15 protein-coding genes are annotated in these 18,063 nt (G+C 66.2%); all 15 read right to left on the bottom strand.

The features are described 5' to 3' along the window. Positions 1-90: 90 nt before the first annotated feature. Positions 91-2,715 carry an alanine--tRNA ligase gene (alaS, locus tag N0B71_RS00200; RefSeq protein ID WP_259756463.1) on the bottom strand — a complete coding sequence of 875 codons (2,625 nt, stop codon included), beginning with the start codon at positions 2,713-2,715 and terminating at the stop codon, positions 91-93. 121 nt (positions 2,716-2,836) lie between these two features. After that, on the bottom strand, positions 2,837-3,841 hold the full coding sequence (gene ltaE, locus N0B71_RS00205; RefSeq protein ID WP_259756464.1) for a low-specificity L-threonine aldolase: 1,005 nt from the start codon (positions 3,839-3,841) through the stop codon (positions 2,837-2,839). Between the two features lie 147 nt (positions 3,842-3,988). Further along, a complete protein-coding gene (gene astE, locus N0B71_RS00210) occupies positions 3,989-4,981 on the bottom strand; it encodes a succinylglutamate desuccinylase (protein ID WP_259756466.1) in 993 nt (330 codons plus the stop codon). 50 nt (positions 4,982-5,031) lie between these two features. Then, on the bottom strand, positions 5,032-5,313 hold the full coding sequence (locus tag N0B71_RS00215; RefSeq protein ID WP_024766339.1) for a GTPase: 282 nt from the start codon (positions 5,311-5,313) through the stop codon (positions 5,032-5,034). Between the two features lie 9 nt (positions 5,314-5,322). After that, on the bottom strand, positions 5,323-6,669 hold the full coding sequence (astB, locus tag N0B71_RS00220) for an N-succinylarginine dihydrolase (protein ID WP_259756468.1): 1,347 nt from the start codon (positions 6,667-6,669) through the stop codon (positions 5,323-5,325). Continuing rightward, a complete protein-coding gene (astD, locus tag N0B71_RS00225) occupies positions 6,669-8,135 on the bottom strand; it encodes a succinylglutamate-semialdehyde dehydrogenase (protein ID WP_259756469.1) in 1,467 nt (488 codons plus the stop codon). Before astD ends, astB begins: the two co-directional genes overlap by 1 nt. Before the next feature lie 25 nt (positions 8,136-8,160). Further along, the gene (gene astA / locus N0B71_RS00230; RefSeq protein WP_259756470.1) at positions 8,161-9,180 is read right to left on the bottom strand and encodes an arginine N-succinyltransferase; all 1,020 of its coding nucleotides are present in this window, start codon (positions 9,178-9,180) and stop codon (positions 8,161-8,163) included. An 11-nt stretch (positions 9,181-9,191) separates the two neighbouring features. After that, entirely contained in the window at positions 9,192-10,208 is a 1,017-nt protein-coding gene (gene aruF, locus N0B71_RS00235; RefSeq protein WP_259756471.1) for an arginine/ornithine succinyltransferase subunit alpha, read from the bottom strand. A gap of 153 nt (positions 10,209-10,361) precedes the next feature. After that, on the bottom strand, positions 10,362-11,582 hold the full coding sequence (locus N0B71_RS00240; RefSeq protein WP_259756472.1) for an aspartate aminotransferase family protein: 1,221 nt from the start codon (positions 11,580-11,582) through the stop codon (positions 10,362-10,364). Between the two features lie 685 nt (positions 11,583-12,267). Continuing rightward, the gene (gene argR, locus N0B71_RS00245; RefSeq protein ID WP_259756474.1) at positions 12,268-13,251 is read right to left on the bottom strand and encodes a transcriptional regulator ArgR; all 984 of its coding nucleotides are present in this window, start codon (positions 13,249-13,251) and stop codon (positions 12,268-12,270) included. A 34-nt stretch (positions 13,252-13,285) separates the two neighbouring features. Further along, positions 13,286-14,050, bottom strand: coding sequence for an arginine/ornithine transport ATP-binding protein AotP (aotP, locus tag N0B71_RS00250; protein WP_192430289.1), 765 nt, complete (start codon positions 14,048-14,050; stop codon positions 13,286-13,288). Between the two features lie 17 nt (positions 14,051-14,067). Beyond that, the gene (locus N0B71_RS00255; RefSeq protein ID WP_259756476.1) at positions 14,068-15,180 is read right to left on the bottom strand and encodes a succinylglutamate desuccinylase/aspartoacylase family protein; all 1,113 of its coding nucleotides are present in this window, start codon (positions 15,178-15,180) and stop codon (positions 14,068-14,070) included. Between the two features lie 10 nt (positions 15,181-15,190). After that, a complete protein-coding gene (locus tag N0B71_RS00260; RefSeq protein ID WP_259756477.1) occupies positions 15,191-15,889 on the bottom strand; it encodes an ABC transporter permease in 699 nt (232 codons plus the stop codon). A gap of 16 nt (positions 15,890-15,905) precedes the next feature. Then, entirely contained in the window at positions 15,906-16,595 is a 690-nt protein-coding gene (locus N0B71_RS00265; RefSeq protein ID WP_259756479.1) for an ABC transporter permease, read from the bottom strand. A gap of 140 nt (positions 16,596-16,735) precedes the next feature. Beyond that, entirely contained in the window at positions 16,736-17,515 is a 780-nt protein-coding gene (locus N0B71_RS00270; RefSeq protein ID WP_259756481.1) for an ABC transporter substrate-binding protein, read from the bottom strand. Between the last annotated feature and the right edge of the window lie 548 nt (positions 17,516-18,063).

Below are 18,063 nucleotides of genomic sequence, written 5' to 3' on the forward strand. Positions count from 1 at the left end.
CCTGATTCCTGAAGGGCGCCCATTAAACATGCATCACCGCATGCTGCCAAGGCCCGCCGGACGCGCTGCGGGCCCCGTATTTCAGGGCCTTTAGAGGCCCTGTTCGACAAACTTCACTGCCAGCGCCAGAGCGTCGTCCAGCTTGCCGGCATCGACACCACCGCCCTGGGCCATGTCCGGGCGACCACCGCCCTTCCCGCCCACGGCCGCAGCGGCCTGCTTCATCAGATCACCGGCCTTGAGCTTGGCGGTCAGGTCCTGGGTCACGCCGGCCACCAGCACGACCTTCTCCTCGAACACGCCGCCCAGCAGGATCACGCCGCTGCCCAGCTTGTTCTTCAGTTGGTCGACCAGCGCCAGCAGCGCCTTGCCATCCAGACCGTCGAGACGCGAGGACAGCACCTTCACGCCGCCCACGTCCACGGCGGAGCCCGCGAGGTCGTCACCGGCTGCGCTGGCGGCCTTGGCCTTGAGCTGTTCCAGCTCCTTTTCCAGCTGACGGTTGCGTTCGATCAGGCCGGAGAGCTTGTCCAGCAGGTTGTCGCGGCTGCCCTTGACCAGGCTGGCGGCTTCCTTGAGCTGCTCTTCGGCACCGTTCAGGTAGGCCAGCGCAGCGCCGCCGGTGACGGCTTCGATACGGCGCACGCCGGACGCCACACCGCCTTCGCTGGTGATCTTGAACAGGCCGATGTCGCCGGTGCGGGATACGTGGGTGCCGCCGCACAGCTCGACGGAGAAGCTGCCGCCCATGCTCAGCACGCGCACCTGATCACCGTACTTCTCGCCGAACAGCGCCATGGCGCCCTTGTTCTTGGCGGACTCGATGTCGGTCTCTTCGGTCTCGACCTCGGAGTTCTGGCGGATTTCGCGGTTGACGATGTCTTCCAGCTGCTTGAGCTGCTCGGGCTTGATTGCCTCGAAATGGCTGAAGTCGAAGCGCAGGCGCTGGCTATCGACCAGCGAGCCCTTCTGCTGGACGTGATCGCCCAGTACCTGGCGCAGCGCAGCGTGCAGCAGGTGGGTGGCGGAGTGGTTCAGCGCGGTGGCCTGGCGTACCGAGGCGTCGACCTCGGCCTTCACCGCGGCGCCGACGGTCAGGCTGCCCTGGGCAACCACGCCGTGGTGCAGGTGAGCGCCGCCAGCCTTGGTGGTGTCGCGCACGTCGAAGCGCACGCCGGCCGCTTCCAGGTAACCGCTGTCGCCCACCTGGCCGCCGGACTCGGCGTAGAACGGAGTCTGGTCGAGGACGACCACGCCCTCCTCGCCTTCACCCAACTGCTCGACGGCCTTGCCGTCCTTGAACAGCGCGATGATCTGGCCGGCGCCGGAAACGCCCTGGTAGCCGAGGAAGCGGGTGTCGCCATCCACTTTCACCAGGCTGTTGTAGTCCATGCCGAAGGCGCTGGCGGAGCGGGCACGTTCGCGCTGGGCCTCCATCTCGCGCTCGAAGCCTTCCTCGTCGAGGGTCAGGCTGCGCTCACGGGCGATGTCGTTGGTCAGGTCCACGGGGAAGCCGTAGGTGTCGTACAGCTTGAACACCACGTTGCCGGGGATGACGCTGCCCTTGAGCTCGGCCAGGTCCTGCTCGAGGATCTTCAGGCCCTGTTCCAGGGTCTTGGCGAACTGTTCTTCCTCGGTCTTGAGCACGCGCTCGATGTGCGCCTGCTGCTGCTTGAGCTCGGGGAAGGCTTCGCCCATCTCGCCCACCAGCGCGGCGACGATCTTGTGGAAGAAGGTGCCCTTGGCGCCCAGCTTGTTGCCGTGGCGGCAGGCGCGACGGATGATGCGGCGCAGCACGTAGCCGCGGCCTTCGTTGGACGGCAGTACGCCGTCGGCGATGAGGAAGCCGCAGGAGCGGATGTGGTCGGCCACCACTTTCAGCGACGGCGCGTCGTCGTTGGCGCAGCCAATGGCGTCGGCCGACGCCTTGAGCAGGCTTTGGAACAGGTCGATCTCGTAGTTCGAGTGGACGTGCTGCAGCACGGCGCTGATGCGCTCCAGGCCCATGCCGGTGTCCACGCTGGGTGCCGGAAGCGGGTGCATGACGCCGTCCGCGGTGCGGTTGAACTGCATGAAGACGTTGTTCCAGATCTCGATGTAGCGGTCGCCGTCTTCTTCCGGCGAGCCGGGCGGGCCACCCCAGATGTCGGCGCCGTGGTCGAAGAAGATCTCGGTGCACGGGCCGCAGGGGCCGGTGTCGCCCATCGCCCAGAAGTTGTCCGACGCGTAGGGCGCGCCCTTGTTGTCGCCGATGCGAACCATGCGCTCGGCGGGGATGCCCACTTCCTGGGTCCAGATGTCGTAGGCCTCGTCATCGCTGGCGTAGACGGTGACCCAGAGCTTTTCCTTGGGCAGGTTCAGCCACTTGTCGGAGGTGAGGAATTCCCAGGCGTAGGTGATCGCGTCGCGCTTGAAATAGTCGCCGAAGCTGAAGTTGCCCAGCATCTCGAAGAAGGTGTGGTGGCGAGCGGTGTAACCGACGTTTTCCAGGTCGTTGTGCTTGCCGCCGGCACGCACGCACTTCTGGCTGGTGGTGGCGCGGGTGTAGGCGCGCTTTTCCAGGCCCAGGAAGCAGTCCTTGAACTGGTTCATGCCTGCGTTGGTGAACAGCAGGGTCGGGTCGTTCGCGGGGATCAGCGAACTGGACGCTACGCGGGTGTGCCCCTTCTCTTCGAAGAAGCGGAGGAAGGCTTCACGGATTTCAGCGCTTTTCATAGGTTCTTCCACGGAAAAATGCGGCCACGAATCGCCGGCAAAGGGCCGCATTATATCGGCCCCGCAACAAGGTTGAAGTGTCTTTGCGCGATAGTTAACGCTTATCGCGCAATATTTGCGGTCAGGAACGACGAAAGGCGGCAAAAGCTTCGACGATAGCCGGAATATCCGCACTTTTGATATCCAGGTGCGTGACCAGGCGCAGGCGCGCCGCGGGGCTGACGCGAATGCCACGCTCGGCCAGGTGCGCGCCCAGCGCGCCGGCCTGCTCGCCGATGCCGACATAGACCATGTTGGTCTGCACAGGCTCGATGGCATAGCCCAGTTCAGCCAGGCCACGGCCCAGCGCTTCGGCATTGGCGTGGTCCTCGGCCAGACGCTCGACCTGATGGTCCAGCGCGTACAGCGCCGCCGCGGCCAGGCCGCCGGCCTGGCGCATGCCGCCGCCGACCATCTTGCGCAGCCGGCGTGCGCGGCCGATCAGTTCGGCATCGCCACACAGCACCGAGCCGACGGGCGCGCCCAGGCCCTTGGACAGGCACACCGAGACGGAGTCGAAGTGGCGGGTGATCTCGCGGGCATCCACGCCCAGCTTCACCGCGGCGTTGTACAGGCGGGCGCCGTCCAGGTGCAGCGCCAGGCCACGGCGGCGGGTCAGCTCCCGCGCGGCAGCCAGGTAGGTCAGCGGCAGTACCTTGCCCTGCATGGTGTTTTCCAGCGCCAGCAGGCGGGTACGGGCGAAGTGGAAATCATCCTGCTTGATCGCCGCCTCGACCTTGGCCAGGTCGAGCGAACCATCGGCCTCGCCATCGATGGGCTGCGGCTGGATGGAACCCAGCACGGCTGCACCACCGCCTTCATATTTATAGGTGTGCGCCTGCTGGCCGACGATGTACTCGTCGCCCCGACCGCAATGGGCCATCAGGCCGAGCAGGTTGCTCATGGTGCCAGTGGGCACGAACAGCGCGGCGGCGAAGCCCAGGCGCTCGGCCAGGGTGGCCTCCAGGCGGTTGACCGTCGGGTCTTCGCCGTAGACGTCATCGCCCAGCTCGGCGCGCGCCATCGCCTCGCGCATGCCGGCGGTGGGCAGGGTCACGGTGTCGCTGCGAAGGTCGATGAGGGACATGGCGGAGCTCCTAGGCAATCAGGCGGAAAGGCCGATGCTAAGCGCTCGCCAGAGGGGAAACAAGGCGGGAGGCTCCCTGTAGGAGCGCGCCATGCGCGCGATCGCGGGCATGGCGCGCCCCTACAAGGTGCGGAAGGTCAGTCGAGGTCAGAGCTCGGTGGGGACCACCAGAATGCCGGCGCGCAGGCCGTTCTTCACCCGCGGGTTGGGGAAGATGATCCGTGCGCCCTGTTCTTCCACGATCCAGCGGGTGCCGCCGATGTCCTCGGCGAGCAGGAAGCCGTGGTCCAGCTCGGTGAAGTTGTCCACCGCATCGTCCAGGTGCAGGCGGAAGTGGTCGCTGTGCTTGATCACTTCGCGGGAGACGGCGAACAGTTGCAGACCGTCGATCTGCGCGCCATCGCCTTCCTGGCCGCTGATCACGCCCTGCAGCATGGCTTCCAGGCGATCCAGGTTGACCCCCTGGTTCTGCCCGAACGGGCGGGCCTTGCCCAGTTCCAGGGTGAAGGCCTCGGCGCCCAGGTGGCTGTAGGTGTAGGCGCTGAAGGTGATGCCCGGCTTGCTTTGCAGCAGCACGGCGTCGATGCCGGCGCTGCGCAGGCGCGCCAGCTCCTCGCGGGAATGTTCGCGGCCGCTGGCCCAGGGGTAGAGCGCGAACTGTTCGATCTTCGAGCCGCGGATGGCGGTGTGCAGGTCGTAGTGCAGACGCGGGCGGTCTTCGCGGGCGAAGAAGGCGGCGGCCAGGCGCTCCAGTTCCGCCGCGCGCAGGGCCTCGTTGCCGCTGCCCTCCTCGTGGCGACCGCAGAACAGGCGGTTGATGTCCTGCTCCAGGTAACGTTCGCCGCGACGCATGGCTTCGGGATTGCCGAGCAGGAACAGCACCCGCGCCGCCGGCTTCAGCTCGCCACGGGCGATGCGGTGCACCAGGCGGTCGAGCAGCTCGATGGGAGCCGTCTCGTTGCCATGGATGCCAGCCGACAGCAACAGGTCGCGACCGTTGTCGCGCGCCACGGGCGGGGTGACTTCCAGGGCGCCTTCGGCCAGCCAGTGCAGACGGGTGCCGTCGGCGGTGAGCTGAATCTTTTCCGTCGGCTCACGGCCGGCGAGGGTCAGTTCGAGCAGTTTGCCCAGGGCTAGCATGCGGACGCCTCCATCGTTCCCCGCGGCCGGAGCAGCCGCGGACTCCGCGATCAGTGGTGATGGTCACATCCACAGTCTGGACCATGTTCGTGGACTTCGGCGGCTTCCAGCTCCAGGCTCAGGCCCAACTGGTTCACCGCCTGCGGGCGCACCACCAGCAGCGGGATCTCGGCGTCGTCCTCGTGGGAGTCGGCGTAGATCACCAGGCCGCCCTTGCCGTCGGCCTCCAGCCACAGCTCGCGCCCTTCCAGGCGGATGGCCAGGCGTGCGGTGTGGGTCTCGCGGCGCTCGCCCTGGTTGTCTTCGAGAATCAGCGGGAGGCTTTCGGTCATGTCAGTTACTCAAATTTGCTGGAAGGGATAAACCGAGCCCAGTTTAAGGATCTGGCTCAATTCATCCAACGCCGTCCGGCATTCGATGAGCAACTGCGGGTCGGCCAGGTCGGCTTCGGACAGGCGATCGCGATAGTGCTTGTCGACCCAGATGACCAGGGTGTCGTGCAGGGTCGGGGTCATGATGACGCCCGGATTGACCGCTGCCAGCTCCTTGTCGGTCAGCGCCACGCGCAGGCGCAGGCAAGCGGGGCCGCCGCCGTTCTGCATGCTCTGCTTGAGGTCGAACACCTTCACCTCGCGGATCGGGCCGTCCTCGGCGGTCAGGCGCGACAGGTAGCTCCAGACGCGCTCGTTCTTGCGGCACTCTTCAGGGACGATCAGCAGCATGTTGCCGTCGGCACGGGTCAGCAACTGGCTGTTGAACAGGTAGGATTTCACCGCGTCCTCGACCGTGACCTGGTCGCGCGGGACGCACACGGCGCGGAAGCGGCCACCACGGCGGCCCAGCTTGTCGTGCAGCTCGGCGAGCACGCGCTCGGTGTCGAGGAAGGCGTCCTCGTGGTGGAACAGCACTTCGCCGTTACCCACTGCGATCACGTCGTTGTGGAACACGCCCTGGTCGATCACCGCCGGGTTCTGCTGGGCATAGACCACACCGTCGTCGCTCAGGCCGTGCAGGCGGGCAACCGCCTGGCAGGCTTCCAGGGTCTGCCGCGCCGGGTAGCGCTGCGGCGCCGGGAAGCGGCTGTCGAAGGCGCTGCGGCCGAACACGAAGAACTCCACGCCGGCTTCGCCGTAGGACTTGCAGAAGCGCGTGTGGTTGGCCGCGCCCTCGTCGCCGAACTGGGCGACCGCCGGCAGCGCGGCGTGATGGGCGAAGTGTTTCTCGTCGTTGAACATCGCGGCGAGGATGCGGCTGGTCTGCGGATGTTCGATGGAACGGTGGAACTTGCAGTTCAGGTTGGCCGCGGTGAAGTGCACGCGGCCGTCGGCGGTGTCGGCGCCGGGGCTGACGGTGGCGGCGTTGGCGGTCCACATGCAGGACGCCGAGCTGACGGCGGCGAGCAGCGGCATCGCGTCTTTCGCCGCCTTGGCGATCACCTCGGCGTCAGTGCCGGAGAAGCCCAGGGCGCGCAGCGAGGCAACGGCCGGGCGCTCCTGCGGGGCGAACACGCCCTGCTTGAAGCCCAGCTCCATCAGCGCCTTCATCTTCGACAGGCCCTGCTTCGCCGCTTCGCGCGGGTTGGACGCCGCCTGGCTGTTGCTCTGCGAAGCGACGTTGCCGTAGGACAGGCCGCCGTAGTTGTGCGTCGGTCCGACCAGACCGTCGAAGTTCATTTCATAGGCGGTCATCACAGGCTCACTCCCGGGGTCAGGGTTGCAGGCAGGCTCAGGCTCTCGCTTTCCAGCGAGGCGACCGGGTACGCGCAGTAGTCGGCCGCGTAGTAGGCGCTCGGGCGATGGTTACCGGAGGCGCCGATGCCGCCGAACGGCGCGCTGCTGGCGGCGCCGGTCAGTTGTTTGTTCCAGTTGACGATGCCGGCGCGGCTTTCAATGAGGAAGTCCTCATAGCGCTCGCGGGAATCCGACAGCAGGCCGGCGGCGAGGCCGTACTGGGTGGCGTTGGCTTCGCGCACGGCGGCGTCGAAGTCGGCGTAGCGGATGACCTGCAGCAGCGGGCCGAAGAACTCTTCGTCCGGGCGCTCGGCGACGGCGGTCACGTCGAGGATGCCGGGGGTCAGCAGCGCGGCGGTGTCCAGCGGCTGGGTCATGGCCAGCAGCGGCTTGGCGCCCTTGGCCAGCAATTGCTCCTGGGCCTTGATCAGGTGCTGCGCGGCGGCCAGCGAGATCACCGAGCCCATGAACGGCGCCGGTTGCTCGTCGAAGCGGCCGACCTTGATGGTCGAGGCCACCGCCACCAGGCGCTCGATCAGCGCGTCGCCCCAGGCGCCCTGCGGCACCAGCAGGCGGCGGGCGCAGGTGCAGCGCTGGCCGGCGGAAATGAAGGCGGACTGGATGATGGTGTAGACGGCGGCGTCGACGTCCTTCACCTCGTCCACGATCAGCGGGTTGTTGCCGCCCATTTCCAGCGCCAGGATCTTCTGCGGGCGACCGCCGAACTGGCTGTGCAGCAGGTTGCCGGTGCGGCTGGAGCCGGTGAAGAACAGGCCGTCGATGTCGTCGTTGCCGGCCAGCGCCACGCCGGTATCACGGGCGCCCTGCACCAGGTTGATCACACCGGCGGGAATGCCCGCCTCGATCCAGGCCTGCAGGGTCAGCTCGGCGACTTTCGGGGTCAGCTCGCTGGGTTTGAACACCACGGCATTGCCCGCCAGCAGGGCCGGCACGATGTGGCCGTTGGGCAGGTGGCCGGGGAAGTTGTAGGGGCCGAACACGGCGACCACGCCGTGGGGCTTGTGGCGCAGCACGGCGGTGGCGTCGGCCAGCGGGCCGCTCTTCTCGCCAGTACGCTCACGGAAAGCCTGGACCGAGATGGCGACCTTGTTGACCATGCTGGTCACTTCGGTGGCGGCTTCCCACAGCGGCTTGCCGGTTTCCTCGCCGATGGCGCGGGCCAGTTCCTCGGAGCGGCCCTTGAGGGCGGCGGCGAAGCGCTCCAGCACGGCGATGCGCTCCTCCACCGGGCGACGGGCCCAGGTCGGGAAGGCGTTGCGTGCGGCAGCGACGGCGGCGGCCACTTGCGACTCGGAGGCGGCACGGCCGGACCAGACCACGGCCTGGCTGACCGGGCAGAGCGATTGCAGCGGCTCGCCTTCGCCCGCCAGCCACTGGCCGGCAATGTAGTGGGTATTCATCATCAGGCTCCCCTGACGCCGGGCGGCGTCAGTTGCGTTTTCCGGAGAGGGGCACCGCGCGGACCGAAGCCCCGGCGGACAGGCGCAGGCGCTTGGCGGTCTGCGCATCGACCACCAGCGAGCCGGCGGCCACGCGCGCCGGGGCCGCGGTGATGCGGCACTCCTCGCGCTTGCGGTTGTGGATCAGGTAGGGCTCGGCGTCGTCGCCCGGCGTGCCGATGGCCAGCACCAGGTTCTGGCTGTCGGCGATGGCGCGGATCTTCTCGGTCGGCGCCTCGATGGCCGGGCCGGCATCGAAGATGTCGACGTAACCCTGGTAGCTGAAACCCTCGGCCTTGAGCATGGCCAGCGCCGGCTCGGTGTGCGGGTGCACGCGGCCGATCACTTCCCGCGCATCCTCGGAGAGGAAGCAGGTGTAGAGCGGGAACTTGGGCATCAGCTCGGCGATGAAGGACTTGTTGCCCACGCCGGTCAGGTAGTCGGCCTGGCTGAACTCCATCTTGAAGAAGTGCCGGCCCAGGCTTTCCCAGAACGGCGAGCGGCCGTCCTCGTCGGACATGCCGCGCATCTCGGCGATCACCTTGTCGCCGAACAGCTCGCGAAACTCGGCGATGAACAGGAAGCGCGCCTTGGACAGCAGGCGGCCATTGAGCCCGCTGCGGTGCTCGGCATGCAGGAACAGCGAGCACAGCTCGGACTGCCCGGTGAGGTCGTTGGCCAGGAACAGCGTGGGAATCTCGCGGTGGATGCCCAGCTCCTGGGACGCGCTGACGGTCAGGCCGACGCGGTAGTTGTACCAGGGCTCGCGCAGGCCGACGGCGCCGGCCACGGCGGAAATCCCCACGACCTTGCCGGCGTCGTCCTCGAGGACGAACAGGTAGTCGGCGTCGGCGCGCTCGGCTTCGCCACGGAAGGCCTTCTCGGCCCAGCTCACGCGGTGCTGCAGGCGCTGCTCGTTGGCCGGCAGGGTGGTCAGGCCGGTGCCGGTGCTGCGCGCCAGGTCAAAGAGAGCCGGCAGGTCGGCGCTGGTTACGGGACGGACGATCATGCTCTCTCCCCTCAGATCGCAACCAGGCGCACGCTGGCGCCCTCGCCGATGCCCAGGGCGTCGGCGGTTTCCTGGTTCAGGGTGACGGGCTTGCCCGGTACCCAGTCGAGTTCGGCGACGACGGCGCGAAAGTCCTGCAGCTGGCCGTTGGTGACCAGGTAGCCGCGGTTGCCCTTGGCGCCTTCGCCAATGCGCACCGGCACCTGCCGGCTCTGCGCGATGGAACGGATGCTGCTGGTGCGCGCGTGCAGTGCCGGGCCGCCGTCGAAGATGTCGACGTAGTTGTCGGACTCGAAACCGTCGCGCATCAGGATGTCGAAGGTGATCTGCGCACGCGGGTGCACCTGGCCCATGGCTTCCTGGGCGTCGTCGGGCAGCAGCGGCACGTAGATCGGGTAGTGCGGCATCAGCTCGGCGAGGAAGGTTCGGCTCTTCAGGCCCGAGAGCTTCTCGGCCTCGGTGTAGTCGAGGTCGAAGAAGTTGCGCCCGATGGCGTTCCAGAACGGCGACTGGCCCTGCTCGTCGCTGTAGCCGACGATCTCCACCACCACCGCATCGGCGAAACGCTCCGGATGGCTGGCCATGAACAGCAGGCGGCCACGGGAGTTGAGCTCGGCGATCGGCGTGTTCACCAGGTCGCGCTCGACGTAGAAGCTGGTCAGCAGGCTGTTGCCGGTGAGGTCATGGCACAGCGAGAGGACGTGAATCTTGTTGTGGATCTTCAACTCGCGGGAAGCATGCACGAAGGTCTCGTTGCGGAAGCTGTAGAACGGCTCGGAGAAACCGGCCGAGGCCACGATGGCCGAGCAGCCGACCAGACGGCCGGTGTCGGTATCTTCCAGCACGAAGAAATAGCTTTCTTCACCGTTGAAGCTCACTTCGGCGGCGAACGAGGCCTCCGAGGCAAGGATCTTGTCCCGCAGGCGTTCCGCGTCGTCCGGCAGCGACGTGACGCCGACCGGGCTGTCCGCGGCGAGACGCTGCACTTGCTGCAGGTCGGCCACTTGGGCGGGGCGCATCACCAGCATGGCGTCACTCCTCTAACCAGACAAAGGTTCATGATTTGCGGGCGCGACACGGCCTGTGCCGCGCTCATCAGGGCATTCTCGGGAACCGGCCGGGACGATCCGGCCGGTCAGGCGGCGAGGCGCGGGCCCCGCCGATTCAGCGTAGCCGGGGGATCAGCCGCGGGTCAGCTTGGCGATGGCGCGCTCGAGGCGATCCAGGCCTTCGTCGATGTCAGCGTCCGGGATCACCAGGCTCGGGGCGAAGCGCACCACGTCCGGGCCGGCCTGCAGGACCATCACGCCTTCCTTCTCGGCGGCGTTGAGCACGTCCTTGGCCTTGCCCTTGAAGGCATCGTTGAGCACCGCGCCGATCAGCATGCCCATGCCGCGCACCTGGGTGAAGATGCCGTACTCGGCGGCGATCTTCTCCAGACGGACCTTGAAGCGCTCGTGCTTGGCCTTCACGCCTTCGAGCACTTCCGAGGTGTTGATCACGTCGAACGCCGCACCAGCAACGGCGCACGCCAGCGGGTTGCCGCCGTAGGTGGTGCCGTGGGTGCCGACGACCAGGTGCTCGGCGATCTTCGCAGTGGTCAGCATGGCGCCGATCGGGAAGCCGCCGCCCAGGCCCTTGGCACTGGAGAGGATGTCCGGGATCACGCCGTAGTGCTGGTGGGCATAGAGGTAGCCGGTACGACCGAAGCCGCTCTGCACTTCATCGAAGATCAGCAGCGCGTTGTTCTCGTCGCACAGCTTGCGCACGCCTTCCAGGTAGGCCTTGTCGGCCGGCAGCACGCCGCTTTCGCCCTGCACCGGCTCGATGATCACGGCGCAGGTCTTGTCGGAGATGGCCGCCTTCAGGGCTTCCAGGTCGTTGAACGGAATGTGGGTGATGCCTTCGACCTTCGGGCCGAAACCATCGGAATACTTGGCCTGGCCACCGACGTTGACGGTGAACAGGGTGCGACCGTGGAAGCTGTTGACCATGGAGATGATCTCGAACTTCTCGGGGCCGTAGACGTCATGGGCGTAGCGGCGCGCCAGCTTCAGCGCGGCCTCGTTGGCCTCGGCGCCGGAGTTGGCGAAGAACACGCGCTCGGCGAAGGTGGCGTCGATCAGCTTCCTGGCCAGGCGCAGGGCCGGCTCGTTGGTGAAGACGTTGGAGACGTGCCAGATCTTGCCGGCCTGCTCGGTCAGCGCCTGCATCAGCGCCGGATGGGTGTGGCCCAGGGAACTGACCGCGATGCCGCCGGCGAAGTCCACCAGCTCTCGGCCGCTCTGATCCCAGACTCGGGAACCCTGGCCACGCACCGGAATGAAGGCAGCCGGCGAATAGTTGGGAACCATGACCTGGTCGAAGTCGGAGCGTTGGACCTGAGCTTGCGGAGCGGACATCGGTGTTCTCCTGCCTGGTTGAGGCGGCTATCGATGGATGGATTGTAGGGACGAACAGCGGGCCGGCATTGCCGCCATGCGACAACTTGTTATAGCGCCAACCCGCGGATTGCCGAGGCTTACGGAAATGCGACAGAAAGCGTCGGGAAGGCGCAGTGTAAGGCCTGCGGCCTGCTGCGGGTACACGGACGCGTGGAATTTGTTCGCGCGATGAACGAACGGTCAGCAACAGAGCGGAGAGGGAGATTTTTGCAGGAGCGAACTTGCTCGCGAGCCGCTTTACGTCGGCACACTCGGCAAGATCGTTCGCGAGCAAGCTCGCTCCTACGAAGAGCAGCGTCGTAGGGCGCATAACGCGCCAGCGTTATCCGCCGTGGCCGCAGAGACAGCCGGAAAGAGGCACTGTAGGAGCGAGCTTGCTCGCGAACCGCCTCACGCCGGCGCATCCGGCGGCATCGCTCCTGAGCAAGCTCGCTCCTCCTGAGAAATCGAGCCGGGGCCCCGCCCTCTCCCCAGCCCTCTCCCTGAAGGGAGAGGGGGCTCTTCGTGCCGGCTGATGCTGGGGGTTCATCCTGCACCATACGATCCCCTCTCCCTTCGGAGCGGGGCTCGTAGGCAGGGCTAGGGAGAGGGAAATACAGCCACGGACTTTCAGAGGAAGACAGTTGCGCCTACCCGACAGCCGTCAACCGCGCTCGGCGACCACCTGGGGGGCTTCGGCGGCGCTCTGGCCGCGGCGCTGGTTGCGGTCTTCGCGCGGGGTCACGCCGAAGAAGTTGCGGTAGGCGCTGGAGAAGTGCGGGCCGCTGGAGAAGCCGCAGGACAGGCCGATCTGGATGATCGACTTGCTGGTCTGCATCAGCATCTGCCGCGCGCGGTTCAGGCGCAGCTCCAGGTAGTACTGGCTGGGCACGCGGGTCAGGTACTGCTTGAAGATGCGCTCCAGCTGACGACGCGAGACGCACACGTGCTGGGCGATCTCGTCGGTGGTCAGCGGCTCCTCGATGTTCGCCTCCATCAGCAGCACCGCCTGGGTGAGCTTGGGGTGGCTGGAACCGAGGCGGTTCTTCAGCGGAATGCGCTGGCGTTCGGAGCCTTCGCGGATGCGCTCCACCACCAGCTCCTCGGAGACCGCGCCCGCCAGCTCGGCGCCATGATCGCGGGACAGCACGGCCAGCAGCAGGTCCAGCACCGCCATGCCGCCGCAGGCGCTCAGGCGATCACGGTCCCACTCGAACAGGTGGTTGGTGGCGATGACCTTGGGGTAACGCTCGGTGAAGTCGTCGTGCCAGCGCCAGTGCACGGCGGCGCGGTAGCCGTCGAGCAGGCCCAGTTGCGCCAGCGGATAGATGCCGGCGGACAGTGCGCCGATGCTCACGCCACTGCGCGACAGCTGCTTGAGCGCCGTGGCCAGCGGCGCGGATACCGTCTGCGGCACCTCGTCGGCGACCAGGAAGATGCGCTGGCATTGTTCCAGCGCACCATTCCAGGCTTGCCCCGGCAGCCGCCAGCCATCGGCGTCCGCCACCGTCTCGGCGCTCATGAACACAGGCTCATAAAGCGCCTCGGGGTGCAGCCGGCGGGCCACCCGCAGGGCCTCCTCGGCCAGACCGAGGGTCAGCGCCCGCGTGTGCGGCCAGAGCAGGAATCCGATGCGTTGTGCGGTCATTCGGCTAGATCACCAGGCGACGGTAACAGACAGCTTACTTCAAGCTGCCGGAAAGGAACTGCTTCAGGCGGTCCGATTGCGGATTGGCCAGGACTTCCTTCGGGCAGCCCGCCTCTTCCACCAGCCCCTTGTGCAGGAACACCAGCTGGTTGGAAACCTCGCGGGCAAAGCCCATCTCGTGGGTCACCACCACCATGGTGCGGCCTTCCTGGGCCAGGTCCTGCATCACACGCAGGACTTCGCCGACCAGCTCGGGGTCCAGCGCCGAGGTCGGCTCGTCGAAGAGCATCACTTCCGGCTCGACCGCCAGCGCACGGGCGATGGCCACGCGCTGCTGCTCACCACCGGACATGTGGGCCGGGTAGGCATCCTTGCGGTGCGCCACGCCGACTTTCGCCAGGTAATGCTCGGCCTTTTCCAGCGCTTCCTTCTTCGATACGCCCAGTACATGAACCGGTGCCTCGATGACGTTTTCCAGCGCGCTCATGTGCGACCACAGGTTGAAGTGCTGGAACACCATCGACAGGCGCGAGCGCATGCGCTGCAGCTGCTTGGCGTCGGCGGCCTTGAGCGCGCCGTCCTTGTTCGGCACGAGCTTGAGCTCTTCGCCGTTGAGCAGGATCTTGCCGGCGTGGGGCTGTTCCAGCAGGTTGATGCAGCGCAGGAAGGTACTCTTGCCCGAGCCGGAGGAGCCGATGATGCTGATCACGTCGCCTGCCTTCGCCGCCAGGGAGACGCCCTTGAGCACCTCGTGGCTGCCGTAGCGCTTGTGCAGGTCCTGGATTTCCAGTTTGTACATGGTGTCGGTTCTCGAATTCAGTCGTTGATCAGCCGGCCCTTGCGGAACGGCTCACGCCCGGCCACCTTGGCCAGCCAAAGCCCTGGCTGGGCATAGCGCCCACGCTCGATGGCGAACAGCACGCCGGAGGTACCGGCGCAAACGGTGCTGACCTTGTCGTCCAGCGGGTCGACCACCTCGAACAGCGCGTCGCCCTTCTCCACCCACTCCCCTGCCCTGCGCAGAAAGCTCACCACGCCAGCATGGGGTGCGTAGAGGTATTCGGTGCCTTCGAACGGCATGCCTTCGCAGCATTCGCCCGGGGCCGCCGGCCAGTCACCGGCGATCAATCCCTGCTCGGCGAGGAAGCCAAGGATGGCTTCGGCGTTGTCCCGCGCCTGGTCGACACGGGTGTCGCCCACCCCGCCCAGCTCGACGGTGGTCGCCAGGCACGCCAGCGGGATGGCCGCCTGCGGGAAAGCCTGCGCCAGGCGCAGCCAGGGCAGCGAGCAGGATTCGTCGAAGGAGCTGCCGCCGGAATCTTCGGCAAGCAACGCCACGCCCGCCTTAAGGCGCGCCGCCAATGACTGCCAGCGCGGCCAGTGCTGCGGGATCGCGTAGACGTGGATGGCGGCGTCGAAGTCGCAGTGCAGGTCGAGCACCACCTCGGCGTCGCACGCGTGGCGCAGCAGGAGGCGCTGCATACCCTGCAGCTCGGACGAAGCCGGCGGCAGCGCATCGAGGCCATCGCGCATGGCCTGGCGGATCAGTTCGACGTTGGCGGCCTCGTCGGCACCCAACTGAGCGCCGACACGCTCGGCCACCAGCGCGGACAGCTCGACGAAATCGCGGTTGAAATTCTTCCCGCTGCCGAATTCGAAACGGCCCAGATGGCTGGCCTGCAAGGTCTGGCCCAGGCCGATGGGGTTGGCCACCGGCACCAGCTCGACGACGCAGTTCAGCTGCCCGCGCGACTCCAGGTCCGCCAGGCGCTGCTTCAGCTCCCAGGCGGTGCGCATGCCGGGCAACTCGTCGGCGTGCAGGCTGGACTGGATGTAGACCTTGCGCGGGCCCTTGCCGTAGCGGAACACGCTCAGGCGGCGCTCGCTACCCAGGCTGCTCCACGGCAGAAGATGATCGATACGTTCCACGGTCGGTTCCTCAGTGCTTGCGCGGCGCGAGATAGGCCAGCCAGCGGCGCTCGGCCAGCTTGAACAGGCGCACCAGGGTAAAGGTCATGATCAGGTAGAAGATGCCGGCAGTGATGAACGCCTCGAACGGCAGGTAATACTGCGAGTACACGGTGCGCGCGGCGCCGGTGATGTCCACCAGGGTCACGATGGACGCCAGGCTGGTGGTCTGCAGCATCATGATCACTTCGTTGCTGTACTGCGGCAGCGCGCGGCGCAGTGCCGACGGCAGGAGGATGCGGCGGTACATCTTGATCCGCGACATGCCCATGGCCTTGGCCGCCTCGATCTCGCCGTGCGGCGTGGCGCGGATGCTGCCGGCAAGGATCTCGGCGGTGTAGGCGCTGGTGTTGATGGCGAACGCTGCGCAGGCGCAGAAGGTGGCGTTGGACAGCAGCGGCCACAGCGAGCTTTCGCGCACCACTTCGAACTGGGCCAGGCCGTAATAGATCAGGAACAGCTGCACCAGCATCGGGGTGCCGCGGATCACATAGGTGTAGAGCCAGGCCGGCAGGTTCACCGCCGGGTTCTTCGAGCAGCGCATCAGCGCCAGCGGCACCGCCGCCACGAGGCCGAAGAACAGCGAGATCGCCAGCAGCTTGAGGGTCACCAGCAGGCCGCTGAAGTAGAGCGGCAGGCTGTCCCAGATGACGGAAAAATCAAAGATCATTCGAGGGCTCCCGGTCTCAAAGCTCGGCGACTTTCACGCCAACTGAATAGCGGCGTTCAAGCATGCGCAGCAGTACCAGGGAAACGGTGGTGACCACCAGGTACAACGCCGCCACGGCGAGGAAGTAGGTAAAGGGTTCGCGGGTGGCGTCCGAGGCCTGCTTGGCCTTGAACATCATGTCCTGCAGGCCGACCACGGAAATCAGCGCGGTAGCCTTGACCAGCACCAGCCAGTTGTTGGTGAAGCCGGGAATGGCCAGGCGGATCATCTGCGGCACCTGGATGCGGAAGAACACCTGAAGCGGGCTCATGCCGTAGGCGAAACCGGCCTCGCCCTGCCCCTTGGGAATCGCCATGAAGGCGCCACGGAAGGTCTCGGACAGGTAGGCGCCGAAGATGAAGCCCAGGGTGCCGACGCCGGAGGCGAAGGGGTTGAGGTCGATGTAATCCTCATAGCCCAGCATCGGCGCGACCCAGTTCACCGCGGCCTGGCCGCCGTAGAAGATCAGCAGGATCAGCACCAGGTCCGGCACGCCACGGATCACGGTGGCATAGAGGTCGCCGCACCAGGCCAGCCACTTCACCGGCGACAGGCGGATGGCCGCACCGAGCAGGCCCAGCGCGATCGCCAGGGCCATCGACAGCAGGGACAGCTGAAGCGTCAGCCAGGCACCATCGACGATGGTGGCTCCGTAGCCATTGAGCATAATTTCGTACCTCGTGAAACCGGACGCCGCCCGCAACGACACGGACGCTCAGGGCAAGCGCAGGTGCTGGCTCACCCCCAATAAAAAAGTGGCACAAACTTCAGGATCGGGCCTGGGTTTGTGCCACTTCTGGACGTGGATCAGTTCTCGCCGTAGACGTCGAACTTGAAGTACTTGTCCTGTACTTCCTTGTACTTGCCGTTGGCACGGATGCCGGCGATGGCCGCGTTGAATTTCTCGGCCAGGGCGGTATCGCCCTTGCGCACGGCGATGCCGGCGCCACCACCGAAGTACTTCGGATCGTTGTATTCGGGGCCTACGAAGGCATAGCCCTTGCCGGCGTCGGTTTTCAGGAAGCCGTCGTCGAGGTTGACCGAGTCGGCCATGGTCGCGTCGAGGCGGCCGGAGACCAGGTCCATGTTGGCTTCGTTCTGGGAGTTGTAGCGCACGACTTCGATGCCGGCGGGGGCCAGCACGTCGGTGGCGTAGCGGTCATGGGTGGAGGCGCGCAGCACACCGACCTTCTTGCCCTTGAGGTCCACCAGCGGGTCGTTCAGGGTCACGCCCTGCTTCATCACGAAGCGCGCGGGGGTGTGGTAGTACTTGTTGGTGAAGTCCACGGACTTCTTGCGCTCGTCGGTGATGGTCATGGACGAGAGGATGGCGTCGATCTTGCGAACCTTCAGCGCCGGGATCAGGCCGTCGAACTCCTGCTCGACCCAGGTGCACTTGACCTTCATCTCTTCGCACAGGGCGTTGCCGATATCCACGTCGAAACCGGCGAGCTTGCCGTCGGGAGTCTTGAAGGAGAAAGGCGGATAGCCGGCTTCGATGCCGATGCGTACCGGCTTGTCGTCAGCGTGGGCAACCAGGGAAAGCGCGGACAGGGCCAGCGCACCGAGAAGTGCAAACTTCTTCATCAGTAACTCCTTCGAGGGTAGGACTTCGATTGGCAGGAGAAAGGGGTTGGCCCAGGCTGCCCGTGCAGAAGTGAAGGTTATTGTTCGTCTGCGCATTGCCGGCGCGATTCTTTTGAAAAGCGCGCCTACCGGGGTGAGCGGCATTCTAGCGACAGCCCCGAAGCGGTTATTTCTTCAATGCGACAAGTAATTATAGAAGCGCTGGCGACAGGGCCCCAGCGGCTTGACGGCGGGGATTTTACGTGATCCGAAAGCGGGTAGTAAAACCTGAATTACCTGCAGTAATTGGGCCACAAATAACAAATCCCAGGCCCCACGCGGGGTGCGCGATATTGACTCATTCTGCGCCAACAGAAAAGACGCACCGAGCCTGTGCGAAATGTTTCCGGGCGCCTCATTTTGTCGCGGGGAAATGTTACCGGTGGGTGAGTAGCACACCGCAGGAGCGGACCTTGTCCGCGAAATCCTCCGCGACGAACTCTCGCGCCTTGGTTTATCGCGTCTCTGCGGCGCAACAGGCAGAGCGGATATGGCTCAGCGCTATTCGC

Source organism: Pseudomonas sp. GCEP-101, from assembly GCF_025133575.1.
Lineage (GTDB): Bacteria > Pseudomonadota > Gammaproteobacteria > Pseudomonadales > Pseudomonadaceae > Pseudomonas > Pseudomonas nitroreducens_B.